33 protein-coding genes are annotated in these 24050 nt (G+C 57.3%); 17 read left to right on the top strand and 16 right to left on the bottom strand.

The features are described 5' to 3' along the window. Positions 1–817 precede the first annotated feature (817 nt). From DXY30_RS04355 to DXY30_RS04345, 3 genes are all read right to left on the bottom strand, one after another. Positions 818–1015: a hypothetical protein gene (locus DXY30_RS04355; RefSeq protein WP_115093525.1), complete on the bottom strand. Its 198-nt coding sequence runs from the start codon at positions 1013–1015 to the stop codon at positions 818–820. 383 nt (positions 1016–1398) lie between these two features. Further along, a complete protein-coding gene (gene rpmG / locus DXY30_RS04350) occupies positions 1399–1599 on the bottom strand; it encodes a 50S ribosomal protein L33 (RefSeq protein ID WP_115093573.1) in 201 nt (66 codons plus the stop codon). A gap of 777 nt (positions 1600–2376) precedes the next feature. Further along, complete coding sequence (locus DXY30_RS04345; RefSeq protein ID WP_371638602.1) at positions 2377–2904, bottom strand: hypothetical protein; 528 nt, start codon at positions 2902–2904, stop codon at positions 2377–2379. Between the two features lie 40 nt (positions 2905–2944). Between DXY30_RS04345 and DXY30_RS04340 the strand changes: the two genes are divergently transcribed. Both DXY30_RS04340 and DXY30_RS04335 read left to right on the top strand, forming a co-directional pair. Further along, positions 2945–3655: a putative 2OG-Fe(II) oxygenase gene (locus DXY30_RS04340; RefSeq protein WP_115093571.1), complete on the top strand. Its 711-nt coding sequence runs from the start codon at positions 2945–2947 to the stop codon at positions 3653–3655. Positions 3656–3697: 42 nt separating this feature from the next. Next, a complete protein-coding gene (locus DXY30_RS04335) occupies positions 3698–3949 on the top strand; it encodes a hypothetical protein (protein WP_115093524.1) in 252 nt (83 codons plus the stop codon). On the opposite strand, the gene DXY30_RS04330 is transcribed toward DXY30_RS04335, so the two are convergent. Genes DXY30_RS04330 through DXY30_RS04320 form a run of 3 tightly spaced genes read right to left on the bottom strand, consistent with a single transcriptional unit; the run spans position 3912 to position 5183 of the window. Next, positions 3912–4706 (bottom strand): metallophosphoesterase, encoded by a 795-nt coding sequence (locus tag DXY30_RS04330; RefSeq protein WP_115093523.1) that lies wholly within the window; start codon positions 4704–4706, stop codon positions 3912–3914. The two genes, DXY30_RS04335 and DXY30_RS04330, sit on opposite strands and share 38 nt — an antisense overlap. Beyond that, on the bottom strand, positions 4684–4917 hold the full coding sequence (locus DXY30_RS04325) for a TIGR02450 family Trp-rich protein (RefSeq protein ID WP_115093522.1): 234 nt from the start codon (positions 4915–4917) through the stop codon (positions 4684–4686). Before DXY30_RS04325 ends, DXY30_RS04330 begins: the two co-directional genes overlap by 23 nt. Continuing rightward, the gene (locus tag DXY30_RS04320; RefSeq protein WP_115093570.1) at positions 4917–5183 is read right to left on the bottom strand and encodes a DUF3764 family protein; all 267 of its coding nucleotides are present in this window, start codon (positions 5181–5183) and stop codon (positions 4917–4919) included. The genes DXY30_RS04325 and DXY30_RS04320 overlap by 1 nt, the downstream gene beginning before the upstream one ends. A 146-nt stretch (positions 5184–5329) precedes the next feature. Here DXY30_RS04320 and DXY30_RS04315 point away from each other — a divergent pair, with 146 nt between their 5' ends. Then, a complete protein-coding gene (locus tag DXY30_RS04315; RefSeq protein WP_115093521.1) occupies positions 5330–5785 on the top strand; it encodes a Fur family transcriptional regulator in 456 nt (151 codons plus the stop codon). A gap of 18 nt (positions 5786–5803) precedes the next feature. Here DXY30_RS04315 and DXY30_RS04310 read toward each other — a convergent pair whose 3' ends face one another. The 6 genes from DXY30_RS04310 to stpA form a co-directional block, all read right to left on the bottom strand. Further along, on the bottom strand, positions 5804–5998 hold the full coding sequence (locus DXY30_RS04310; protein WP_115025175.1) for a hypothetical protein: 195 nt from the start codon (positions 5996–5998) through the stop codon (positions 5804–5806). Between the two features lie 119 nt (positions 5999–6117). Beyond that, entirely contained in the window at positions 6118–6513 is a 396-nt protein-coding gene (locus tag DXY30_RS04305) for a hypothetical protein (RefSeq protein WP_115025176.1), read from the bottom strand. Between the two features lie 3 nt (positions 6514–6516). Then, a complete protein-coding gene (locus DXY30_RS14380) occupies positions 6517–6645 on the bottom strand; it encodes a DUF3721 domain-containing protein (protein WP_244281266.1) in 129 nt (42 codons plus the stop codon). Between the two features lie 141 nt (positions 6646–6786). Then, positions 6787–7731, bottom strand: a complete 945-nt coding sequence (arsS, locus tag DXY30_RS04295; RefSeq protein WP_170951123.1) for an arsenosugar biosynthesis radical SAM (seleno)protein ArsS — start codon at positions 7729–7731, stop codon at positions 6787–6789. Positions 7732–7820: 89 nt separating this feature from the next. Further along, positions 7821–8039, bottom strand: a complete 219-nt coding sequence (locus DXY30_RS13515) for a hypothetical protein (RefSeq protein ID WP_137006783.1) — start codon at positions 8037–8039, stop codon at positions 7821–7823. Positions 8040–8118: 79 nt separating this feature from the next. After that, positions 8119–9336, bottom strand: coding sequence for a glucosylglycerol 3-phosphatase (gene stpA, locus DXY30_RS04285; RefSeq protein WP_115093517.1), 1218 nt, complete (start codon positions 9334–9336; stop codon positions 8119–8121). 178 nt (positions 9337–9514) lie between these two features. On the opposite strand from stpA, the gene DXY30_RS04280 reads away from it, so the two are divergent. Beyond that, on the top strand, positions 9515–10819 hold the full coding sequence (locus DXY30_RS04280; RefSeq protein WP_115093516.1) for a Rieske 2Fe-2S domain-containing protein: 1305 nt from the start codon (positions 9515–9517) through the stop codon (positions 10817–10819). On the opposite strand, the gene DXY30_RS04275 is transcribed toward DXY30_RS04280, so the two are convergent. Then, complete coding sequence (locus DXY30_RS04275) at positions 10820–11272, bottom strand: hypothetical protein (RefSeq protein ID WP_244281252.1); 453 nt, start codon at positions 11270–11272, stop codon at positions 10820–10822. It lies immediately after the preceding gene. A 294-nt stretch (positions 11273–11566) separates the two neighbouring features. Between DXY30_RS04275 and DXY30_RS14675 the strand changes: the two genes are divergently transcribed. From DXY30_RS14675 to DXY30_RS04235, 9 genes are all read left to right on the top strand, one after another. Further along, a complete protein-coding gene (locus DXY30_RS14675) occupies positions 11567–11794 on the top strand; it encodes a glutathione S-transferase family protein (protein ID WP_371638599.1) in 228 nt (75 codons plus the stop codon). 54 nt (positions 11795–11848) lie between these two features. Then, positions 11849–12139: a glutathione S-transferase family protein gene (locus DXY30_RS14670; protein ID WP_371638608.1), complete on the top strand. Its 291-nt coding sequence runs from the start codon at positions 11849–11851 to the stop codon at positions 12137–12139. A 205-nt stretch (positions 12140–12344) separates the two neighbouring features. Then, the gene (locus tag DXY30_RS04265) at positions 12345–13859 is read left to right on the top strand and encodes a hypothetical protein (RefSeq protein WP_115093515.1); all 1515 of its coding nucleotides are present in this window, start codon (positions 12345–12347) and stop codon (positions 13857–13859) included. Positions 13860–13929: 70 nt separating this feature from the next. Beyond that, positions 13930–15060, top strand: coding sequence for a phosphotransferase enzyme family protein (locus DXY30_RS04260; protein WP_244281250.1), 1131 nt, complete (start codon positions 13930–13932; stop codon positions 15058–15060). A gap of 1 nt (position 15061) precedes the next feature. Next, the gene (locus DXY30_RS04255; protein ID WP_115093513.1) at positions 15062–15637 is read left to right on the top strand and encodes a DOMON-like domain-containing protein; all 576 of its coding nucleotides are present in this window, start codon (positions 15062–15064) and stop codon (positions 15635–15637) included. A gap of 39 nt (positions 15638–15676) precedes the next feature. Continuing rightward, complete coding sequence (locus tag DXY30_RS04250; RefSeq protein WP_115093512.1) at positions 15677–16666, top strand: transglycosylase SLT domain-containing protein; 990 nt, start codon at positions 15677–15679, stop codon at positions 16664–16666. 43 nt (positions 16667–16709) lie between these two features. Beyond that, positions 16710–17381, top strand: coding sequence for a hypothetical protein (locus DXY30_RS04245; RefSeq protein ID WP_115093511.1), 672 nt, complete (start codon positions 16710–16712; stop codon positions 17379–17381). 29 nt (positions 17382–17410) lie between these two features. After that, positions 17411–18736 carry an O-acetylhomoserine aminocarboxypropyltransferase/cysteine synthase family protein gene (locus DXY30_RS04240; RefSeq protein ID WP_115093510.1) on the top strand — a complete coding sequence of 442 codons (1326 nt, stop codon included), beginning with the start codon at positions 17411–17413 and terminating at the stop codon, positions 18734–18736. Between the two features lie 17 nt (positions 18737–18753). Further along, positions 18754–19647 carry a homoserine O-succinyltransferase gene (locus tag DXY30_RS04235; RefSeq protein WP_115093509.1) on the top strand — a complete coding sequence of 298 codons (894 nt, stop codon included), beginning with the start codon at positions 18754–18756 and terminating at the stop codon, positions 19645–19647. Between the two features lie 6 nt (positions 19648–19653). Here DXY30_RS04235 and DXY30_RS04230 read toward each other — a convergent pair whose 3' ends face one another. Further along, complete coding sequence (locus DXY30_RS04230) at positions 19654–20757, bottom strand: DUF819 family protein (protein WP_115093508.1); 1104 nt, start codon at positions 20755–20757, stop codon at positions 19654–19656. Between the two features lie 8 nt (positions 20758–20765). Beyond that, entirely contained in the window at positions 20766–21083 is a 318-nt protein-coding gene (locus DXY30_RS04225; protein ID WP_115093507.1) for a hypothetical protein, read from the bottom strand. 59 nt (positions 21084–21142) lie between these two features. Between DXY30_RS04225 and DXY30_RS04220 the strand changes: the two genes are divergently transcribed. Then, on the top strand, positions 21143–21727 hold the full coding sequence (locus DXY30_RS04220) for an alpha-ketoglutarate-dependent dioxygenase AlkB (RefSeq protein WP_115093506.1): 585 nt from the start codon (positions 21143–21145) through the stop codon (positions 21725–21727). On the opposite strand, the gene DXY30_RS04215 is transcribed toward DXY30_RS04220, so the two are convergent. Beyond that, on the bottom strand, positions 21718–22620 hold the full coding sequence (locus DXY30_RS04215) for an AEC family transporter (protein WP_244281248.1): 903 nt from the start codon (positions 22618–22620) through the stop codon (positions 21718–21720). The two genes, DXY30_RS04220 and DXY30_RS04215, sit on opposite strands and share 10 nt — an antisense overlap. Before the next feature lie 180 nt (positions 22621–22800). Here DXY30_RS04215 and DXY30_RS04210 point away from each other — a divergent pair, with 180 nt between their 5' ends. The 3 genes from DXY30_RS04210 (at position 22801) to DXY30_RS04200 (ending at position 24048) form a co-directional block, all read left to right on the top strand. Then, on the top strand, positions 22801–23016 hold the full coding sequence (locus tag DXY30_RS04210) for a hypothetical protein (protein WP_115093505.1): 216 nt from the start codon (positions 22801–22803) through the stop codon (positions 23014–23016). Between the two features lie 203 nt (positions 23017–23219). After that, the gene (locus DXY30_RS04205; protein ID WP_006849603.1) at positions 23220–23609 is read left to right on the top strand and encodes an AbrB family transcriptional regulator; all 390 of its coding nucleotides are present in this window, start codon (positions 23220–23222) and stop codon (positions 23607–23609) included. A gap of 163 nt (positions 23610–23772) precedes the next feature. Continuing rightward, positions 23773–24048 carry a hypothetical protein gene (locus DXY30_RS04200; RefSeq protein WP_137006782.1) on the top strand — a complete coding sequence of 92 codons (276 nt, stop codon included), beginning with the start codon at positions 23773–23775 and terminating at the stop codon, positions 24046–24048. Positions 24049–24050 lie beyond the last annotated feature (2 nt).

Genomic DNA, 24050 nt, shown 5'->3' with positions numbered 1-24050 from the left:
ACATCAGCATTACAAATTACTGGTGGAGTGTGGATTATAGGGATCGTGCCAAACGGTGGGACGCAATACTCGACGCCGCTCTGTCACGCATCGAACTGTGGTCTGATGGGCTTGTGCAATCGCATCAATAAGACCAATCGGCCATTCAGTTCCGCAACGCATCTCTGCTTCTAAAACTGATGCATCAAGGTTGGTGAGACGAGTTGTCTTACGTGACATCAGAGTGCAGAGCCAGAGTGGGAAAGACTGATGCAGGCGATTGATTAGCGCAAAAAGCAACCCAATCAGCACTGACATTAATACTGTTTTTAGTGCACGTCTGGCTGACCCTTGAACCTGGAGGGAAGAAGGGCCAGACGACGCCAATGAATTCGACAGCAGCGAATCCATTGCAGGAACAGCTCCGGCTGGAATGAACTGTTCAAACAAATATTCGCTGGCTCTCTGGAAAGATGTGCTTCCAATGCCGCTACAGCGAGATTCCTTTGAGCAATGACAACGTGACCAATGCAACCCCGGACGAAGGGATCAACTCTCTCGATCTTCCATGCATCAGCGGTGAAGGAGTGGCAAGGCTGAAGAGCGGTGTGACAAACCACAAAGTAGGTTCTCAGGCTGGTTCCCCTGGAATCCACAAGTCATTCTCGGTAAGCGCCTAAACATGAAGCCTGACTGGCTGGTCAGCCAAGAACAGGATTGACGCGTCAGTGCCAAGCCGAAGCAACAACAGTTCTCTCACAATGCGCTTCTGTGACCGCCATTAGCTTCACTGAACCATATCCACCCATACCACAATCCCTTTTGGGTTGAGTCAAGATTAGTCAATCTTTAGTCTTTGAGATTCATTTTCAAGCCGCTCTTTCACCAACTCCGCAAAATCACAATAGCTTATATCTTCTGTCTCTTTATCTCTCATGATCTCCTGAGCCTCCTGCATTAAATAATCATAGGTAGTCTTATCAGTGGTTCGGTTTGCTAAGTCAATGATATGGGCGAATGCTTCGATGTTGGTCATGACTAGGATGAGAATGCGGATGCCTAGAAATTAGCCTGATTACTGCTCAAGGGTCGTCTTAAATTCTACCAATGGCCAATCACATTGATACGCAAAATAATCAAAAACCATAAAGCGCCAATCAATTAATAATTCACCAATCATTGATAATGAGCATTGCCATGGTATTCACTTAGAAGCAAGGAAGAAAAGCCGCACTGGCATCAATCAAATCCACCATCCGCTCATAGACAATTGCGCTCATGGGAGCTCATCAGCGACGACCAGGCAAAGATACAGCAGGCAGATAAAACTGCTTATAGGCATGCATCTTCGTATCTCATATTGTGACCATTAAGCAATTCAATTATCCCAAAACAAGCACATACAAACTCTTATTCTTATTACTTGATTTCACGATGCAATGTCATTCTGTTGAGCTGCGGGCAGAATTTCATGAGCTCAAGTCTTTCTGGAGTATTTCTCCGATTTTTTGTGGTCGTATAACGGGATACACCTGGCGAGCGTTTTTCGGAAGTTGCAGCTGTTCTGCACTCGGTACATTCAAGAGTGACAATAATTCGAACGCCTTTGCTCTTAGCCATGAAAATGAAATTGCTATCAAAACAAAATGGCTGGACTGACTCTCCATCGCTCATGAAGAAGAGTCAGTTGTAACCCCAGCTTGATGACCCGGATAAGTCATCGATTTGAAGGTGCCTCGCGAGAACCTTCAAATTTCATCTTGCCTCCGGCTCACGCAGGCGTTGCATAAAAATGAGAAGTTGGCATCACTCAAATGAAACCAGGTTTCGTTTCAAAGCTGTCGAAGACAAATGCGATAACGCTGGACTGACTCTCCATCGCTCATGAAGAAGAGTCAGTTCTGCTCCAGCGCCCGATGGCTCGCCAGAATCATCGGGTGAAGAGGCGCCGTCAAGCTGCCCTTCAAAGCAACGATGACCTTGAAAAGTGGTAATTACCGTTCCGATGAAGCAGTGACTTTGACCAAATGAGACGGGAGCAAGTTGCAAGACGACTCATCAGGATGAGATAACGCTGGACCGACTCCCCCTACGACGAAGAAGTCAGTTGGTGTACCAGCGCCCGATGACACGATCAATCATCGATTTGGATGCTTCTCCAAGCCTCCACTACGAATATCTCTCAGTGAAATATTCAATGGCGTTCAGATGAGTCAACGACATTGTTCAAATGAGCCAAAGCGCTGTGACGATGAATCCAATACGTCTGCTGGTTTCAAGAAGCAGTCTGTATTGCTCAACAATCTCGCTGAAAACCGAGTTGACCTGTCAAGGGTCGATTTTTGAGTCTTGCTTAACGGTGCTGGCGTCACCTGGTGCATGACAGGCCGCAAAAAGTCAGTTCACCACCTTCAGGGTGCGAATTCCCGAGGCCTTAACCCAACTTGCGAGTGCATCGATGTCAGCCCTCTTTGGAATACAGATGCACCCTGTGCCGGGGTAACAGCGGTGGATTCCTAAAGCACTGCGAGTGGTGTCGAAGCGAGGGGTCAGGTCAAACCAAAGATCGTTACCCCAAGGTTCGGGACGTCCCAAGCTGTACTCGCCGGCGGGTAAGGGGGCAGCATTCCCGGGACTCCAGCGGCGATCAGCGGTTTGGCGCCCGGCAACACCACTGGCTGCTGGCCAACTGGCCAGGAGTCGAGCGCCTCGATGCAGCTCAACCTTCCAGATGCGGTTGCCGTCAGGGAACCGCTCAGCAGTTCGGCGGGTACTGAGCTGCAGTGCCCCGCCCTGAAGCAAGGCTGTCGTGGGACCCTGTTGCCCCAGTAGATCAGGAGCCGCCACAGCAGCGGAGCCCACAAGCACCAAAGGCAGCAGGAGTGCGTGGCGCAGCATCACGATCGGCATGAACAGTCCACCCACTTTGGGGCTGCCACGATGACCTGCAGCAGACCAATCATTGGTGGACGTTCTCGATCTGTTTCCCCGCTCCATCCTGCGGGGCACCCTGCCGGACCCTTTGCTCCAGCAGCTGATTGATCTAAGTGAAAGCGTTCTCGCCAATCCTGATTCCAGCCCCGATGCATCAGCGAAGCTGGCGGGTCAACTGCGTCAGCAACGCGAACTGCGGCCGGACCAACCCGGCGTGCAGGACCTCAGCAACAACTACCTGCTGCCGGCCTGTGATCGCTGGATCCGCCATGTGATGGACCGTCAGCCTCCCCAAGGTCGCGGCCCCTGGGTTCCCGGTCGATACCGCTTGCAAATGATTGATCTCTGGCTCAATTGCCAGACCGCAGGCGACTACAACCCCACCCACACCCATGGCGGCAGCTTTTCCGGGGTGATCTTTCTAAAGGTGCCACCCCAGATCAATGCCAACAGTTTTGATGGCCAACTCTGCTTCCACGGCCCGGAAGACTGGCATCTGCAGTCGTTCCGCACCGGAATGGCGCACTACGTGCTGCCCGTCCCCGGAGAGTTCTATGTGTTCCCGGCCTGGCAACCCCATTCGGTGATGCCCTTCCGTGGTGAAGGGGAGCGCTGGTCCCTCGCTTTCAATGCCATGGCAGCACCTGGTGCTGCACCAACCGCAATGCAACAGCCCGCCCAGCAGCACCCCCTTGGCAACGTCTCCCTCTCGAGTCAGCGCCCCACCGCCAAGGGATTCTGAGGAGAGCTGCCAGAGTCAACTGGTTGCATCTGTTCAGGATTCATGGGTCAAACAGAGCCACTCGAGCAGGCCAAAGCGATCGCATCGGCGTTGGAGCAGTTGGCCGATCAGTTGCACCCTGAAGTGATTCGCTCAGCGAGGCTGGATCAAGAGGGACGTCGGGATCTCGACCGGATCGAGTACGCCCTCGGCACCATTGGCAAGGCCTTGATCCTGACGGACTATTCCATCGACGAAGAAAAAGACATCGACAAGCTCAAGGCCTTCCGCGAATCCCAGAAAGGGATGGGCTGACGTCAGACCAACGCAGCACTTGATGCTGAAGCTCTCCATCAGATGTCAGGTCGAGCAGCCTTCCGCCTGGATCACCAGCTCGGTCGAGGGGACAAGCCTGCACTGCCTTGAAACTGCAAAGCGTGGAAGGGCAGCCCAGAAGTGACACATCAGGACGCGTCGCCCAGTGGCCTAGCCAATGCTGATGAATATGGCCAAACAAAACCGCCCGCAGAGCGAGATGGGGACGCAACACAGCCTCAAGAGAATCTTGATCAAGCAACCGGATCGCATCCATGCCGGCATCACCGATGGCGATCGGAGGATGATGAAGAGCAACCACAAGGGGCAGATGACGGCGCTCTGAACGCTGCAAACGTCGTTCCAGCCACTGGAGCTGAGCCCAGCCGAGCTGACCGGCAGCAGAAGAAACCTTGTGGCTGTTCAGCAGTACCAAGCGCACTCCTCTGACCACAAAATCAGCGGGGCCTGTCACGCACCCCCTCCCCAAAACCGCATCCAGCAACAGCGGGTGATCGTGGTTACCGGGCACCAGAGCAACCTTGCAGCGCACGTGGTTGGTCAGGGCTGTTCGCAGCCGGACATACCCACCCCAGCTTTCGTCCTGGCAAAGGTCACCCGTGACCAGAACCAGATCGGGGTCCATGGCGCAGCCAACCCGCAGAGCTTGCTCCACGTGTGCGAGGGCCAGCCTTCCACGCACCAAACCCTGATCAGCTGCCACCAGGTGTGGATCACTGAGTTGGAGAATTCGCATCGTCCTCAGGAATGGACTGCCAGCCGCTGCTCCAGCGATTTGGATCCTTGAGCTCGCTCCAAAGCACCCGCTCCCGATGGGATGGCTTCAGGACAGCGGCCAATTCCAGCCAGCGCTGATCACCGCTCCCACCCTGCGTGATCAACTCGAAATGGCGATAACCGGCCACCGGGCTCTGGCTGGTCCAGGCCCGCGCAGGACGCCAAACCATCAGCTGGCGACGAACACCTGGCTGATGGTGCTCTCAATCACATGCCCTGAAGCCTCGATCATGTCGGTGTTGTCGGCGATGAATTGCTCCATCACACCGGGTGCGGCTTGCATCACGGCGCAGACCTTGGTGGGGTCCTCCTTACTGACTCCCCGGTAGAGAGAAGTAATACCAGCGATTTTCTGAAGCGGCAGAGATGCGTCATAGGTGGCGACCCATTCAGCAAATGACTTGGTGATCGTGAAGGTGAGGACGTGGGTTTCCATCGACCAGAACGACATCGCTGGCGGACGTTATCACCAGAATTCGTCTTGCTTCATCGGCAACCGAGGGGATTAGATCACGACAATGAAATAGAGGCGAGACGGCACTCTCATTAAGGACTACTATTGAGAACAAGCGAGGAGAAGCTGTGACATCGTCCTCCGCGCCTGCCGCAACTGACACAACTTTGCAGCGGGGCCTGCATCAGGACGGGCGTCGACTCACGCCGCAGCGCAAACGTGTTCTTGAACTGTTTGAACACTGTGGATCAGGTTGCCACCTCAGTGCCGAGGAGGTGCACCAGCAGCTGGCGGCACTCGACATGAAGGTGTCCCTGGCCACGGTGTATCGCACCCTGCGCCTCCTGGCCGACATGGGATTGCTCCAAGAACTGGAACTCAGTGAGGGTGGACGACGCTTCGAGCTGGCCGTCGAAGATCATCGTCAACATCACCATGTGGTCTGCATCCGCTGCGGACGGACAGAAGAATTTGAAAGCGAATCCGTTCTTGCAGCAGGGGCTGCTGCCGCAGAACATGTTGGCTTTCAACTCATTGAATCCAGCCTGAATGTGCGCGCGATCTGCCCCAAGTGCCAGGGATAAGCACTTAACAGCTGATCATTAAGCGCGAAATTCCCTGTCGTAGAGATCTGTCACAAGGAGGTCAATGAGCTGCACGGAAACAAGCTCTTTTTCGCGCCTCAAGGTGTTCAACAAGACTTGAACCTGGCGGTGATGCATCAACGACACCTCACCCATCTCCAGCCATCGGGCACTGAGTAGGGATTGAAGACGCTCACGTGGAGACGATGACATCGGGTACGCCCCTCTTTCTCACACTGAAGCCAGCAGAAGGACCGCTGAGAAGGTGCCTGCAACAGAAGTCTTCCGAAGCTTTTGTGAAGCGAACCCTTGGGGACCTTCCTGTAGCGGCCTTACTGAGGGTGCTCGTTACAAGGCATCCAGTAGCGATCGCCCATGCGGTGCACTCCTTTACAGCCCAACTTGCGTGCCTGCTCCTCCGCCTCCTCTCGACTTGGATAAGCCAGATAGCGCGGGTTGGTCGTGGAGCGAATCTGAATCAACCCCATGCTCATCGGGCCTGCTGTGATCACACCCATGGTGTTGACACCCACCGCCACCAATCCCATCCCAACGATGGCTGCATTGATCACGCCCATCGCCACCACACCGATCGAGACCACCCCCATCGGCACCACCCCAATGCAGATGACCCCCATCGGCACGATGCCGATGGAGATGGTGCCCAGAGGAGCTACCCCGATCGCAATTCGCTTCGGCTTGCTGCCGCAGTGCCCACCTTCACTCATGAATCAGTGCGCTCCATGGTGATCCGCCTCACCGTGCTTGTCGCAGACCATCCACATCTCACCCATCTGATGCGCACCCTTGCAACCAAAGCCCGGGGCAGCCGCTTCGGCTTCAGCTTTGGTGCTGAACATCGCCTGTTTGGGTTGGCCATGCGCCTGCGCCTCAGCCATGGCTCCGGTCGCAGACATCAGAAGAACAACAGCAGAGGAACAAATGCGATTCAGCGGCATGGCCTCGACACAGATCTCCCCACTATGCCCATGAAGTGAGAATCAGCCCTGAAGTGCTCCACCACAACTTGATCCTGCGCCAGCGGTACAGCCGAAACAATGCTGAGCCGTGTGGATCGACTGATCCGCCGGAACGGTTGAGAGGCGCATCAAATCACGAAGGTGTCGGAGCTCCCCGGAACAGGGGAGTCCGAGCTGCTGGTTGAAATCGCAGTCATACAAATGGCCTTGCCAGTCCACACTGATCAGCTGGCGGCACATCACAGACTCCAGATTGTCGGGATTGTGCGCTTCCTCCAGAAGGGCTTGATATGACTGCAATTCGCTGTTGAGTTCCAATTGCCTGGCGAACCGTTGGATGGGCATGTTGGCCAGCGTCAGTAGACGATCAAACCGGATCCCCAACCCAGCCAATGCGGTCTTGTAATCAGCCTCCAAGGCCTGCTGGGGGGGAGGCAAAACCGGGCCAAGGGGGTTGTAAACGAGATCCAGCTGCCGGTTGGGATCGCCCGTTCCATAGCCCAGAGCGTTGAGCTGCCGCAGGCCGCTGATGCTGCGTTCAAACACGCCATCACCCCTCTGGCGATCGACATTCTCAGCGCTGTAACAGGGCAAGGAGGCTGTGATGCAAACACCCTGATCCGCCAGGAATTCAGCCAGGTCCTCCTGATCCGGTTCACTCAGGATTGTGAGATTGCAGCGGTCAATCACAGCGGTTCCGCGTGATCGTGCCTGCCGCACCAAATCACGAAAGCCCGGATGCAGCTCCGGTGCTCCCCCCGTGAGATCGAGGCAGGCGATCCCATGGCGCTCAAGAATCTGAGGAATCAACGCCAGAAGATCCGCAGCCATCATCTCGGTGCGGGTCGGCCCTGCATTCACATGGCAATGGGCGCAGCTTTGGTTGCAGCGGTACCCAAGATTGACCTGCAACGTTGTGAGCTGTCCGCGCTTCAGTGGCGGGAAAACCCTCTCAACGACAGTCACCGGCACCTAACAGGTAACGCTGATTCTTCCAGATAGCAGATCGGAGTGGAGTTGGTTCTTATCGACACAATCAACGGGTCTTCTCTTGATCAGCTGCGTTCACCGGCGGAGGCGAACATTCCACTGCGGCGATACTGATGGTCGAACTTGAGGCCGGTAACCGCATCCGTACAGATAGGTTCTGAAGCCGGCAAATCAATCGTGCAGTGGTGGATCTGAGCTTCCATCACCGCATGAATCGACAAGGCGGCGATCGGAAGGGCGGTACCGCTGAGGACAGCGAGAACAGCGACGGTTTTGGCAAACATGAGAACTGGGTTGGTGCTGAGGCAACCCTCCTCAATTCAGCGCTGATTCCCGATGACACCGGTCAAGCGCGGTTGTGATTTAGCGCACAGGGCCCGCAGAGCGATGCGCGGAAAGCTGGCGGAACCAGGCGATGTACTGGTCCGGACCGTCGGGCATCAGCACGTCAATCCGCAGGGAATCCTCTGGATCGGTGATTCCTTGCAAGCTCCCATCGGCGTGGCTGGGCCGATCCACTTCGCCATGGCTGCTGTCGACGAGAACAACGCGGTTGGGTTGACCACACCAGGCCCCGAGGTCCTGCAACAGGTTGAGGAAGCCTCGATCACTGCCGCCTCGCAGCCACCCCGTGCCATCAGCTGATGCCGTGGAGGTAACGGTGTCGCCCACCCCCACCAACAACGGCATCCGTTCCGCGGGGATCCGCTCCTTCACCAAGGCCAACAGCGCATCGGGGGCATGGGGAGCCGTTCTCACATTGAAGGCATCACCCAAAGGGGATTCACCCCAACGGCGCTTGATGTGCTGATTGAGCAGCACCAAAAGGCCAGCCTCCTTGATGGAACCTGTGAGCATGAATTGAATGTCGGTGGTTCCGACATCCCCAAAAGCAGCGGGTTTGATCCGTTCATCCCCTTGTGCATCACGGCCCAGGTTGGGAGCCACATGCAAAAAGAAAGACCCCTCCAACCCCTGATCTGCAGCTTCGGCAAGCAACTGATGCATCAGCTCAGACAGCATCGTCTGAAGAGCCTGCTGACAAGTCACATCACCGGGGACAAAAGCAAAAATCCCATTGAGATTGATCGTCGGTGAGACCTGGGTGTCCAACACGGCGGCTTTGGCAACCTGAGCCAGGTCGTCACCATGCAGCTGCGGAAGCAGGGCCGGCAGCCGCTCCATCAGCAAGGCTTCCATCCTGCTGGGGGCTTGAGCAAGGAAGGTCATTTCCTCCTGCGAGACGCCGGGATGGCTCAGGTCGCCAAAGCGATCCTGCAACTGCACCCCTCCAGCCGCCAGACCCGGCAGATAACGGCCCTCACGTTTGGGTAAATCGGGATCCACCAGGGCCTGTTCCACGAGACGGTTCACCCCGCGACGGCCCTCATGTTCACCATTGGTCAACACAGCGAATTGGCCATCCAGGGCAGCGACTGCTTCCACATAGGCAGGATCCATGCACCGTGTCAGTGGATCCTTGACGAGTTGCATGCAGACGCCATCGAGGTCCTGCACGATCAACAGGTCTTCAGCACCTGTGAGCTCGTGCAGGAACTGGTCGGGCGTCAGACGGGGCATGGAGATTCAGAGATGTCGCTTCAGACGAATGCACAACAGTGCAATTTCTTCGCGCAACTCCATAGTTCCAAACGAGTGAGAAGTCCAGTGGCGGAGGCACGGAGCAGCGCTGATGGCAAGCGCAACTCCGCGGTCAAGCCATCCGGCTAGCGAACATGGCGGCCTTGATGCTCCTGCCATGCACCCCACCTGGACCGAACAGTGGTGGCCCATCAGCTATGTGCAGGACCTCGACCCTAAAAAGCCGAGTCGATTCACCCTGCTAGAGCGGGATCTGGTGATCTGGTGGGATAACAGCAAGGAACGCTGGCGAGTGTTCCCCGATGTCTGCCCCCACCGTTTGGTTCCCCTCAGCGAAGGTCGGATCAACGACGAAGGGCTCCTTGAATGTCCGTATCACGGCTGGAGTTTCGATGGCAGCGGCCAGTGCCAGCGCGTGCCGCAAGCGCTCGAGAACACTCAGCCCAACAACCGGCGGTCCCGCTGCGCCAGCTTGCCGACAGCGACGGGGCAGGGACTGCTGTTCGTCTGGATGGGTGCCCCCGATGCCGCAGACCCAAGTCAGCTCCCCCTGGTTCCAGCTCTTGAAGACAATCCCGAAAGCTGGACGGTGCAAGACACCTTCCGGGATCTCCCCATGGATGCGGTGACCCTGCTGGAAAACGTGCTCGACGTCAGTCACGTTCCTTTCACCCACCACAAAACCGTGGGCAAGCGGGACAACGCTGCCCCCGTTGAAGCCAAAGTCACCCATGAAGACGCTGATGGCTTCGAAGCGTTCTGGGAGGAGGGGCCTCGCCGGGGCAAGCTCGGCGCCCAGTCCACCTGCTTTCGGGCGCCCCAACTGATGTGGCACGACCTCACCGCCAAGGGGTTCGGACGCATCCTCACCGTTGTGTATGCCGTCCCGATCCGACGCGGCGAGTGCCGCCTGTTCGCCCGCTTCCCCTTCCAATTCCAATCAGCGTTACCTCGCGTCCTGATCGGATTGCGTCCCCGCTGGTTGCAGCACATCGGGAACCACAAGGTACTGGAGGACGATCAGGTGTTTTTGCACTGGCAGGAACGGGTACTGGAGCAGGCCGGCGGTAGCTCCGCCGTGGAGCGCAGCTTTTTTATGCCCACAACTTCAGACGTCTACGTCGCTGCCCTGCATCGCTGGTTGAACGCCAACGGCGGCGAGCCCTTTGCAGGGCAACGCCTACCACCCAGGCAAACCACAACAGAGCTCATGGATCGGTACCAAAGCCACACCATCCATTGCCGCAGCTGCTCTGCAGCTCTGGCGAACATTCAAAAGGCTCGTCCATGGACCTGGGCGTTGCTCTGGGGCTCCGCAGCTCTCGTGGGCATCGGACAGGGCACCCCCTGGAGCAGCGTCGGATTGGTCACCGCCGCAGTGACGGGCCTGGGACTGCGACAACTCAACCGCTGGGAGCGGGGCCTGACCATCGGCAACGGCTTGGCTCCTCGCAACGGCTGATCAGAGCCCTGGAACAGGAAGCAAGGTTGGCTTCACCTTGCCCTGAATGTCGACCTTGCCGCCGATCGTAATTTTGTCTTCGACAGACACATCTGCTCGCACAGCAAGCGGTTGATCAGCCGTGACGGACAGCTGTCCTTCCACCCCGCTGACCCGTGCATCGGCATTCACCGTCACCGCCCCCGCAATCGATTTCACCGACACGGGACCTTCAATCGCAAGGGGGGCATCTCCGGAGATGGTCACCTGCTCCTGCACCACCACCGGTAAAGGCGTATCAGAGCGGATGGTGACACTGGGCGGAAGCACCAGCTTGTCCACCTGCAATCCACCCTCAATCGCAATGGGGATAGGCCGACTTAGCAGCTTTACTGCCGTTGCCGCCAAAACCAGGCTGGACAAAACAACCGCCGCTGGCCAGCGGTATGCCATCAGCAGATCACGGCTGGTCATAGGCCTGCAGGCAATGGTTTGAACGCATTACAGCGTGTTTAAACCGGTCCTGCAGGAATCACACCGCCAGCACCACATAATCCACCAAGAAGTGGCATAAAGCAAGTAACAATTCCGACGACTATCAAACAAATGGAATATTTGTGAGAGTCCAACAAATCAGATCAAATACCACACCCCGAAGCCAACTTCATGATCATTAAGACATACATCATTGACATCACCACAAGTCAATTCGTTCGCGACACTTGCTCAATGGTGACCACCAAAGGATAGGATCAATAATAATCAGCAATGACGCTTTATCTCTATGGCGACATCAAGACCCGTGCCTTGATGCCGAAATGGTACATGTCAGGAAAAGGGATTTCCTACGATTACGTCAACGTTGACCTGACAGCTCGTCAAAACCTTGCATCGAGTTATTTGGAGGTGAATCCTTTTGGCAAGCCACCTGCCCTTAAAGACAACAGCAATGGATTAGTGCTGTTTGAGTCGGGCGCAATTCTTCAGTATCTTTAGTATCTTTCCGAGAATTACGCTAACGAAGTCAAAGATCTAGCAACACGCGCCTCCATCAGCCAGTGGATCCTTTTCGCCAACTCCACACTGGCGATTGCTTTATTCGTTCCCTCAAATAAGGAGCGGGAGTTTCCAAGACTGATGGCAACACTGAACGACCTCTACGGCAAGAAAAAGTTTTTAGTGGGGGATTGCTGGACAGCCGCCGATTGTGCCGTCAACGCGCACCTCGGCTACCTCCCCATTTTTTATCCCAACGAAGCCCTTTCAGCCTATCCAGAAATCCAGTCCCTCAATGAAAGAACACGTTCCAACCAAAACTACAGACAAATCATGGGCCTTTAATCTATTCATTTGCTAATAATTTCCGAATTATCCCCTCATTCAATTTTCCGCATTGCAGAGACCTTCACAGGTCTCCGCAGCGCTCAACCTCGATCAAGTGGGTTAACTCATAGCTTGCGGAATAGCGAAACTCCGCATCACGAAAGAACATTGTGTCTGTCTGTTGTGAGCAGTCCCAACAGAGACGCTGTTTAGGCTTGCCAGCATGCGCAACTCCTTCTTCGACCAAAGCCTGGACGCCGGAGCAATACGACGGCGCGTGCAGGAGCTGTCGAACGGCAAGGTGGGGTTCTACAGCGTCGGGCTTTATCCCGCGTCGCTGGCATACAACTGCGCCATGCAGAACGCAGAAGGGCGTCTGCTACTAGCCCCTCGTCCTGGCCGGGACCTGCTGGGAGCATTCCCCAGAGAAACGATTGAAACGATGGACGACGAGCACGTGGAGACCGTGCTCGAGATGGGTTGCCATCGCAGAGGCGGTGAGCTTGTGGCCAACACCCTCAGCGATCTCATCGAGCGTTGCGACCTCGTTGTGCTCAGCGCCAACAGCAATCACATCGAAGAAGATCTCCACGAAGCCTGTCGTTTGAGGCAAGAGCTCAATCGAGAGCAAGTGGTGCTGGCCTGCCTGGCGGGGTCCTTCAGCCATGACCCGATCAACAACAGCGCCTATGTGCTGTGTGAGCAACAACCGGAGCTCGCTTTCTTCTCCGGCTTTCACCGCCATGGAGCTCTACGTAATCCCTTCGACAGCTTCACAGCCAACTTTTGCCATCCGAACGCCCTAACAGCGATGTTGGGTGCCCAGCTGATGGATCAACTGTCCCCCAACATCCAGGTCTCCGCTGGTGTTCACAACGTGGAGGGGCAGTTCATCAAAGCCGCCAAAAACATGGCGTCGGTGTTTGCCGGTTTCGGCTATGGCTTCCATCAGGACAACCCAGGTGTGTTGCCAACGCTCCTAACCCTGCTTCTGAACCAGTGCCTGGATCAGGCGGCCACCGTGTCCATGGCACGACCCGACCGGCAACGGCTTTACCACCGTCAGCCCTTCCCTCTTACAGAACTGGGCTACGCCGTACCAAGAATTGAATCCACCCTGGTGCGCGACGGCGACTTCGAGCGGGTACGGGACCACACCTTCAGCCAGCTCACGGCCATGGTGGCTGATGTGCGCGGCAGCATGATGCTGCCCGTTTCCGGTAGCCCAACCCGTAATTTCCAGGCCGGGCAAGTGATGGCACAGGAGATGTGCCATCAAGGCCGCTGTCCTCATTCCATGGAGGAGTTGGAACAGTGGTGTGAAGCCGCAGGCCTGCGCAAAGGCGGACTAGAGGGTTTGAAATCTCTGCGGTATTGGCCTCAAATCGCCCGCAAATACGCGATCCCAGCCCACGACGCTTCCATGGTGAATCTGCTGTATATGGCGATTTACGGGCGTGCTGGCGTCAAGGACACCGCCTACCGGGTGATGACGGAAAGCCGGGAACTCTCCAGCTACTGCCAGGAATCAGTACGACCTAGCCACAGCCGTCGGTATGCCGAGGCTCTGCAAAACCTGGAGGTCCCCAAAGCTCTCGACCTTGTGGTGAATGCCGTCATTGCGGACAATGCCAATCAGGCCATGCGCAAAAAGATGGCCCTCGACGAGAACGGTGAGACCGGAACGCCGGCCTACCTGCAATTGATGGACGTCATCGAAAGCCAGCTCGAAGCCTGAGTCGGCTTCTGTTCTGCACACCTGAACGGGGCAAAACGCAGGAAGAGCGGCAAGGTGCGACCTGAGACCCATGCGACCGTTCATGACCGAGGCCCTGGAAGCCATCGCCGATCGCTTCCATCCTCGCGAGGGGATCAAAGCCATTCGCTCCCTTGGCTCAGGCAACGTCAACGAAACTTTCCTCGTGACTCATGAGGGACAAGACGGCGCCTTCGTCCTGCAGCGGCTGAACACGAGCGTTTTCGATCGTCCCGACCTGGTGATGCAGAACCTGCAGGCCCTGGGCGACCACATGGAGCGCCGTCTCGCCTCTCCACCTCCACAACTGAAGGGACGCCGCTGGGAAGTACCCAGAGTGGTTCCCTGTCGTCGGGAAGCCTCCCCCTGGATCGAACAAAACGGGGAGTTTTGGCGCTCGATCACCTACATCGGTGCAGCGACCACCAGTGATGTCATCAGGGACAGTGCCCACGCCCAGGAAGTGGGTTATGGGCTGGGAATGTTCCACCACCTGATCAGTGACCTGCCCACCGATCAGCTGGCTGACACCCTGGAAAATTTCCATGTCACACCGGCCTACCTCCAACGCTTCGATGAGATCGCCGCGGCCACGGGCCGCATGGGCCCTGCCGAGCGTGACGCCTGCGCGTTTGTAGAGCAGCGCCGCCAGGACGTGGATGTTCTCGAAGCAGCTCTTGCACGCGGCGAACTCCATCACCGTCCCATCCACGGAGACCCGAAGATCAACAACGTGATGATTGACGAGGCAAGCGGTCAGGCCATCGGTCTGATTGACCTGGACACGGTCAAACCGGGACTCGTTCACTACGACATCGGCGACTGTTTGCGGTCCTGCTGCAATCCAGCCGGAGAAGAAACACTCTCCCTGGACGATGTGGAATTTGACATGAACCTCTGTGAGGCCATTCTCAACGGCTATCTGTCAGTTGCAGGTGGATTTCTGAGTGACTGGGACCTGCACTATCTGCCCCACTGCATCCGTCTGATCCCGATGGAACTGGGACTGAGGTTCCTCACGGATCATCTTGAGGGCGACGTGTATTTCCGCTGCGATCGACCTGGGCACAATCTGCAACGGGCCCTGGTTCAATTCCGACTTACAGAAGCGGTGGAACAACAGTTCAGCGACTTGGAACACCTGGTCAAGCGGCTGCAGCGTCAGCAGGGACCAAGCCACTGAGATGGGTCGTTCTGCAGTGATGCTGCGTCAGGCATGCCGCCTGATCCCCTTTGAACGGTCCATGCCTCCAGGGTTCCAGATCAGCGCCGAGCTCGTCTGGACGCGCGATGGATGGCTGGAACTCAGCTATGGAGTCCTGGCCCGCGCGGCCACAGGCATCAATGCGCTGCGTCTGCCGACGGATCTGAATGATGGGCCACAACAGGGACAACGCAGGGATGATCTCTGGACCACCACGTGCTTCGAGGCGTTTCTCGCCGCCCCTGGCGAGAAACGTTACTGGGAAGTCAATCTGGCTCCCAATGGGGATTGGGCGGTTTATCGCTTTGATCACTACCGCAGTGGCCAGACCCAGCAAGAGCTCAGCACACCCCCAACGGTGCGGCTGCAACGCGGGGCACATCAACTGCGGCTGGACGCCAGGATTGCTTTGGAGCCCTGGTGGACGCCAGGGGGCTGCCCAGACCTGGCATTGACGGCTGTGATCGATCGCGGTCAGGACGGTCTGAGCCATTGGGCTCTCTGCCACGGACGCAAGCCGGACTTTCACGACCGCAGCACCTTCCTTACGGCCTGAACCGCACCGGTAGTGTCAGCACAGCGCCCCTGCCTCACCATGCGCAGCCGCAACGTGCTGATTGTCTCGGCTCTCACGGCAACCCTGCTGGGGGGGCTGTGGCTTAAACCGAAACAGCCACGGGCCGAAGCAGAAGCGTTCGTGACCGCACCGGTGGTGACCGCGGCAGTGATGACGGCGCCGGTAGCACTTCCTGCCCAAGCGACCCAACCCAAAACACAAGACGGCAGGCAATACCCCCTTGTGCCAGCCGACACAACCGAACTGGCAACGCTGCTGGCAGCTGTTGAACAGGCGTTACGGGACCCAGCCACGCCGGCCGATGCGCTGCCCGATCTTGGGCATCAACAACAGGTGATCTACCGGGTGCTGTCCACGGACCAGCCCAGAGCCCAAGCGGTCATCAACGGCCTGCCTCCGCGCTGGCGCAGCGTGGCAGAAAGGCACCTCGCAGCACGGCGCGAATTCGTGCGGATGAGCCGTGGCCGTGGGCCGTCCATGCTCCCCGCCTGGCGGATCATTCAGCCAGAAGCAGCGGACAAGCTGCTCAGCTACTACCGCAAAGCGGAGGCGGCGACGGGGATTGAATGGGAGGTTCTGGCTGCAGTGAACCTCGTGGAAACCGGCATGGGGCGCATCGATGGCGTCTCCGTGGCCAATGCCCAGGGGCCCATGCAGTTTCTGCCCACCACCTGGGCAGAACCAGGGATTGGCGCCGGGAACATCCGCAATCCCCACGACGCCATCCAGGCTGCGGCGCGATATCTGGTGCGTCGGGGCGGACTTCAAGACATTCGCCGCGGCCTTTGGGGTTACAACAACAGCGATTACTACGGCCGCGCGGTGCTCCTCTATGCCTCGCTGATCAAGGAGGATCCCGCGGCCTACACCGGTTTGTATCACTGGGAAATCCACTTCAATGCTGCGGCCGGGGATCTTTGGTTACCGGTGGGCTACAACCAGCCGCAGCTCATCAGTGTTCAGGAGTATCTACAAACCAACCCCGCCAGCAGATCACCAAACCGGTGAGCATCGACACCTACGCTGAGAACTGGCGTGATCCAGGAAGCGGGTGTCCAAGGAAACCTCCCATCGCGGTGATGAACTGAAAGGTCTCGGATGGTCCGAGATTGATGTGGCTCGCTACATCGAGCTCTGGGAATACCGGCAGCGCTGGGGGGCCATGAATTTGGAACGGGAGGATCGTCTCTTCCTGCGTAAGGCCGAAAAAGCTCTCCCGGCGATTGTGTCTGGAAGGGCTGCGGCCAAGAAACCCATCAAAGAGAAGACCTACTACCGATGGCTGCGCTTCCATCTAGAGGCAATGACCGAGGCCGAGGCGGCGATGGGCCTGACCGAAGGCGAACGCGGTGCCTGGCCCGTGCTGCTGGAGGCCGAACTCCGTCTTCTCGACCATTACGAGCCTGTTCTTGGCTTGCCGGACACGCTGAAGGCCAAAGCCCTCAGCCCAGTGCGTGAAAAGCTCACCGCCCAGGTGGCCGCCCTCGGCAACACCAAGGCCTACGACTTCCAGGCGCCCCTCATCGCACTCAAAGCGGAAGACAGCAGCAACCGGTGGAAGCACCTACGCGAGGTGGATGCCAGTGATCGCACCTACCCCCTGCTCAGTGCCGACGGCGTGGCTGGATTCCGCAGCGAAGCCCACCGCGACATCCAGGCTGTCATTCGCAGCACGTTCCCTTCTCTGGCGGAAACCGACAAACCTGAGCTCGCTGACGACTAGAACAGGGACAGTGCCCAACGCCGAGGACGATGTCTCACCGCTTCGAGACCCTGCAGCTTCATGCCGGGCAATCGCCCGACAGTGCAACCAACGCGCGGGCGGTTCCCATTTATCAGACCAGTTCATACGTCTTCAATGACGCCGAACATGGGGCCAACCTCTTCGGTCTTAAGGAATTCGGGAACATCTACACCCGACTGATGAATCCGACCACAGACGTGTTTGAGAAACGCGTTGCTGCCCTCGAAGGCGGAGTGGCAGCTCTAGCAACCGCCTCAGGGCAGTCGGCTCAGTTTCTTGCGATCACCAACTGCATGCAGTCGGGAGACAACTTCGTCTCAACGTCGTACCTCTACGGCGGCACGTACAACCAATTCAAGGTGCAGTTCCCGCGGCTGGGAATCAACGTGCGTTTTGCAGAAGGCGACGACGTCGCAAGCTTTGCCGCACAAATCGACGACAACACCAAAGCGCTTTATGTCGAAGCGATGGGCAATCCCCGCTTCAACATCCCCGATTTCGAGGGCCTTTCAGCGCTCGCCAAAGAGAAAGGTATTCCCTTGATCGTCGACAACACATTGGGAGCCTGTGGTGCTCTGCTGCGACCGATTGAGCATGGCGCCGATGTGGTGGTGGAGAGTGCAACCAAGTGGATCGGCGGCCACGGCACCAGCCTCGGGGGCGTGATCGTGGATGCCGGCACCTTCAATTGGGGCAACGGCAAATTCCCGCTGATGAGCCAGCCCAGTGCGGCATATCACGGCTTGGTGCACTGGGATGCCTTTGGCTTCGGCAGTGACGTCTGCAAGATGCTTGGCCTGCCGGAAGACCGCAACATCGCCTTCGCGCTGCGGGCCCGGGTGGAAGGTCTGCGGGATTGGGGTCCGGCCGTCAGTCCGTTCAACAGCTTCCTGCTGTTGCAGGGTCTAGAAACCCTGAGTCTGCGCGTAGAGCGCCACACCGAAAACGCCATGGCTCTGGCCACTTGGCTGGATTCGCATCCCGCCATCACGCATGTGAGCTATCCCGGCCTAGCGCACGATCCTTACAACGCTGCCGCCAAGAAATACCTGACAGGACGTGGCATGGGATGCATGCTGATGTTCTCCCTCAACGGCGGCTATGACGATGCCGTGCACTTCATCGACAGCCTCAAACTGGCCAGCCACCTCGCCAACGTGGGCGATGCGAAAACGCTGGTGATTCATCCCGCGTCCACAACTCACCAGCAACTCAGTGAGGCTGAACAGGCCTCTGCTGGCGTCACGCCCACGATGGTGCGGGTCTCCGTAGGACTCGAACACATCGACGACATCAAGGCCGACTTCGAGCAGGCCCTCGCCGTTCTCAGCTGAATGCCGACACAGCCCCCATGGCGCTGATCCTTCCTCGCAGCTACCACAAAATCGCGGAGGTTGAACGCAACCGGATCTCCTGGATTGAGCCTGAACAGGCCGAACGCCAGGACATCCGGCCCCTGCGTATTGGCATTCTCAACATCATGCCGCTGGGCAAGCAGTACGAGTTCAACCTGCTGCATCCGCTGGGCCTTTCGGTGCTGCAGATAGAACCGATTTGGATTCGACTCAACTCCCATGCCTACAAGAGTTGGGATCAGAACCATCTCAACCAGCTTTATGTGAGCTGGGATGAGGCCTTGTCCCAGGGTCCCCTTGATGGCCTGATCATCACCGGTGCCCCCGTGGAGCACCTGCCCTTTGAACAGGTCAGTTACTGGACAGAGCTGGGCAAATTGGTCGAGGAAGCGCGACAAACCTGCGCCAGCACCCTTGGCCTTTGCTGGGCCGGTTTCGCCCTCGCCTACCTGGCCGGCGTCGACAAGGTGTCGTTCCCGCAGAAACTGTTCGGGATCTACCCCATGCGCAGCCTGGTTCCTGGTCATTCCTTGATGGGCACCCAAGACGATGATTTCGTCTGTCCCCAGAGCCGTCATGCAGGGCTGCCGGACGCTGCCATGGAAGCCGCACAACGGGATGGACGTCTCCGTCTGCTCGCCCACGGCGAGCAGGTGGGCTACACCATTTTCGAGACCCCGGATCAACGCCAGCTGATGCACTTGGGCCACCCCGAATACAACGTCGGGCGAATCGTCGGAGAAATGGAACGTGACCGGGCCCGGGGTGATGTTCCTCCGCCCGAGAATTTTGATCCCGCCCGTCCCCAGACTCTCTGGCGGTCCCATCGGAACCTTCTGTTCCAACAGTGGCTGTGGTTCTGCTATCAGCAGGTCAGCCTTAGGGCCTGAGCTGCGTTAGGTCAAACCCAACAGAAACGCAGACAACAAACCGAGGTAGGTGCCGATTAAGTAGCCCAGCAGACCGATGGCTACCCCAGGCATGGCAAGCGCTGGGCGGTTCAGGGATGTTGCCAGGGCCAGAGCAGTGCTTGGGCCACCGATGGCTGCCTGGGATGCCACCAGAGATTCGACCAGAGGCCAACGTTGCCAGGAACGCAGCACCAACAACAGAACCCCCTGAACAGCAACAATCCAGACGGCATACAAAAAGACAGGCCATCCAGAACCAAACAACCCGGTCAAGGGAGAGCTGAGGCCAATCACAGTGAAGAAAGGTTGGATCAACAGCAAGCCAAGCCCGTAGCAACCCGAGCGCAAAGACGCACCAGGGAGCTGGGCAGCAATCAACGCCGTCGTGGTCAGCACCAGGATGGATGGACAGTCACTCCAACCCCGCTGAATCAGAGCCGTCATCAACTCCGCTGTGCACAGAACGGCACCGCCCCAGAGCAGTGACCACAGGACCCGGAGACCATCAGATCGCGATGGCGCATCAAGCTCGTCTCGATGCAACTGGGGGGCAACGGACTCCACCTCTTTACCCCAACGACGGCCGATCAGGATGCTGAGGCCGAACCAAGTGGCAAAGACCACATGATCCGCGGCCGTGGCCAAGAGGAGTAGAGGCTCCGGCGGCTGAAGGGTGCGGGCGACGGATACAAAGTTGAGGCTTCCTCCCGTGAAGGTGGCGGTGTAAATGCCTGCAAGAACAGTGCTGTTGCCCAAAAGCCAGGGCTTGAGCAAAACAGCCCCGAGCAGAACGGCGAGCAGCGTCGCCACCACAGCCACAACAAAAGGAGCGAAAAGACGCTGAGCCTCTGGCCAGATCCGTCGCAGATCAACAGCGAGCAGGAGCTGGGTGATGGCCAAGGACGTCAGCGGACCGCTCACCCAATTCGCTGCAGCTGTTTGCGGCTGCCAACCGGTGACATTCGTCACCAGAAATCCGATCAGCAGAACCACCATCGTGGTTCCGAGCTGGCGTCCGATGCGTGTCGAGCGACTGATCCACCATCCCGTCAGGGTGAGCCCCAGAACTCCAACCAGCGACACCACCATCGCGAGCTTTAAACCGTACGGTTAGGGGTTGTTTCGAGGGTTATTGAAGACTCAATCGGAACGGAATCAGGACGCTGAGCGGACTTGCGGTTGAGTTCCCGTTCCAGCGAGGCAATGCGCCTTTCACGAAGACAGTGGCGGCATCCGCCCAAGGTTTGGAGATGCTTTTCCGGCGTGATTGTGATCAATTGAACCGGATGTTCTTTGCAGCGGATTTGAACAGGGCTCTTGTAACTACGCCAGCGGATCAGGCTGTAGTCGAATTGATCACCAAAACGCTGAACAGCGCGCTTGAGGAATTCTTCTTCAGTGATTCGGGCTCCCATGCATTCGAATGTATGAGACAGTCTCGAGATGGAAGCGACCTCGTCATCCGACGTCACGAATGAACGTCAATCCGGCCGCTCCCAAAACGGAATGGTCCCTGCAAGAGGGGTGGCTCCAGGCAAACGAAGCAAGGCGCTGGCAAACGCTGCTTGAACAACAGCTCCTGTGGCAACAGCCAGTCGTGCAGGTCTATGGCAAGCGTTATCCAGTCCCCAGGATGACGGTGTTTCTTGCCAACGAAGGCATTCAATATCGCTATAGCGGTGCTGTTCACAAGGGCTGTGGTTGGCCCGAATGGTTCAAGCCATTGCTGATTCAGGTCAATGCAGCCTGTGAGACCGAGTTCAACGGATGTCTGCTCAATCTGTATCGCCACGGGGACGACCGCATGGGATGGCACGCTGATGACGAACCGGAGATTGATCAGCGGGCTCCGATTGCCTCCCTTTCACTCGGGGCTACACGCGATTTTCAGCTCCGCCATCGCAGCACTCCCCAACGCCGGATATCGCTGCCATTGACCGATGGTGATCTGCTCGTGATGCACCCGGGGTGTCAGAGCCAATGGATGCACAGTGTTCCGCAACGGCGAAAAGTAAAAACCACGCGCATCAATCTCACCTTTCGCCGTTTTCAAAACTGAGATCGCAGCAGCACACCCCAAGCAGGCGCCGTGACCAACGCCAGCAGCGTGCTCCAAAACACCAGCCCTGCAGCCCGCTCCTGATCAGCCCCCACAGACTCCGCAATCAACAGCAGTGAGATCGCCGTCGGCGCGGCCCCCTGCAGCGCAACCGCCTGAACCATCAGCGGATCGAACCGCAGCAGAGATGCAAGCAGCAGCAGCAGCAACGGATAAAGCAGGAGTTTGGCTACCAGTGGCCTCAGCAGTTGCAACGGTCGGGCCGATGGAGTGATTCCCTTGCGATGGATGCTGCCCAGGCGCATGCCCACCACCATCAGAGCCAGCAAGATCACCAAGCGGGAAGGCCACCACAAAGCGTCGGTCACCAGTTCAGACCAGGGGGTCGCCTGAATCAGCAATGCACCGATCAGCCCGCGGGTCGCTGGGCTCGCCGCAACGCTGCTCATGAGACCGTGCAGCCTTTTAGAGCCGTTGCCCCGCTCACCGATCAGCAGCGGACCAAGACTCCAAGTCAGCAGTGTCGCCCCAAGGTCGTAGCCAATGCTGATAGGGAGGGCCTCATTAGGCAGAAAGGCCAAGGCCAGAGGCACTCCGAAATAGGCCGTGTTTCCAGTGCAGCTGCCCAACCGCAGCGTTGGAGAGACCAGCTCAGCCAATCCCGGTAAGCGCGACGCCCCCACCAGCACAAGGCCCATGGCCAGCACCGCAAGACCCGCTGCCTGCAACATGTCGCCGCTCAGGCCACCCTTCAACAGCAGGCCCATCACACTGATCGGTACCCCGAACCTCACCAACGGTGTGGCCAAGCGGGCGGCGAGGGTTTCATGGCGTCCTCCAGCCCAAAACCCGATCAGCATGGAAGGCGCAAGCTCCAGCAAAAACCGAAGCATCGGCACATCCAGCTCAGATCACGACCCTAGAAAGCTGAGGCAGCTGACGCATCAGACCAAAACCGTTCAATCGCGCAACAACGACACCTTGAACGACAAGCAGATTCCATGAAGACGCCGTCCTAATTCACCCACGAACGCGCCTAATCTGCGTTCCGACATGTCGCGTGAACCCAGCTGATGAATCCAGCTTCACGCCATCGCATCGTGCGTAGCGACAGTACGGAGGACCGCCTGACGCGGCAACGTTTTGACAGCTACGACGCTGCATACGATGAACTTGAGCGGTACTACAGCGATTTCTGCTGTTCTGACGATGATCGTGTCGACTACACGATCATCTGTGAGGGTTCAGAGAGTCTCCACGACTCGAGCATGAAACGACCGGTTGAATGATCCTGACGTAAAACCGCTGCACAGGACTCAATATCACCCAGTCAAGGTTCATAACAAGAAAGCAGTCTCAAGGGTCAGACCACAGAGACGCATCCCTAGATGCCAAAAATCAGGCCACTAAGTCATGGAAATGTTGGGTCAACTGATTGACACCCAGCCAACCAATCAGTTATGAACTAATCATCCAATGAGATGCATTCACAATGCTGACCGGTTCCGAGCTGCTTGCAAAGGTCAAAGAACTAGGGGATGTTTCCAAATCCGATCTAGTGAGAGCTTGTGGCTACGTCTCTGACAAGAAAGACGGCGGCGATCGCCTGAATTTCACTGCCTTCTACGAGGCCCTGCTTGAGGCCAAAGGCGTCAATCTGAGCAGCGGCGGTGCTGCAATTGGCAAAGGTGGCCGCAAGTTGAGCTACATCGCCAAAGTGCAGGGCAACGGTAACCTGCTGATCGGCAAGGCCTACACCGCCATGCTGAATCTCGAGCCAGGTGATGAGTTTGAAATCAAACTGGGCAAAAAAGCCATCCGTCTGATCCCCACAGGTGCAGCTGCAGAGCACAGCGAAGCCGCTGACCAGGTAGACGAGTGATCTGCAGATCCATCTTCTGAAGTTTCACAACCTCTTCCAACCCCTCCAATCCATGGGAGGGGTTTTTTATTGAGGACTGAACAACCAATACGCTCCTGCAGAGATCAGGGGGCTGGCACAGCAATTCTTGCTCGGTATGGTGAGCCGGAATGGAGCGACAGCGTTGAAATCCTTCAAGGCAGCTGTCGCTTCGGTCTTGAGCAATACGTTCATATTTTGTGGTTCAGTTGCCCTGTCTATCCATATTGTGCTGACCTTTTTTCGGATGCATGGTCTGGTGCTGACCCTCGCTTTTGTGATGTTTTGGCTGGTCAGCGTCACCGCTTACTTCCATTGGAAGGGGCAGCAGTCGAAGCGAACCACATCCAGCAAAGCTCCATTGCCTCAAGCCAACAGCAGAAAGGCCGCTGAACCGTGGAGGGAACAACAGTCAGCCTGATG

The sequence above is a fragment of the Synechococcus sp. UW106 genome (genome assembly GCF_900474015.1).
GTDB lineage: Bacteria > Cyanobacteriota > Cyanobacteriia > PCC-6307 > Cyanobiaceae > Parasynechococcus.
Note: the sequence above shows the minus strand (reverse complement) of the source record. Positions and strands in the feature narration are given on the sequence as shown.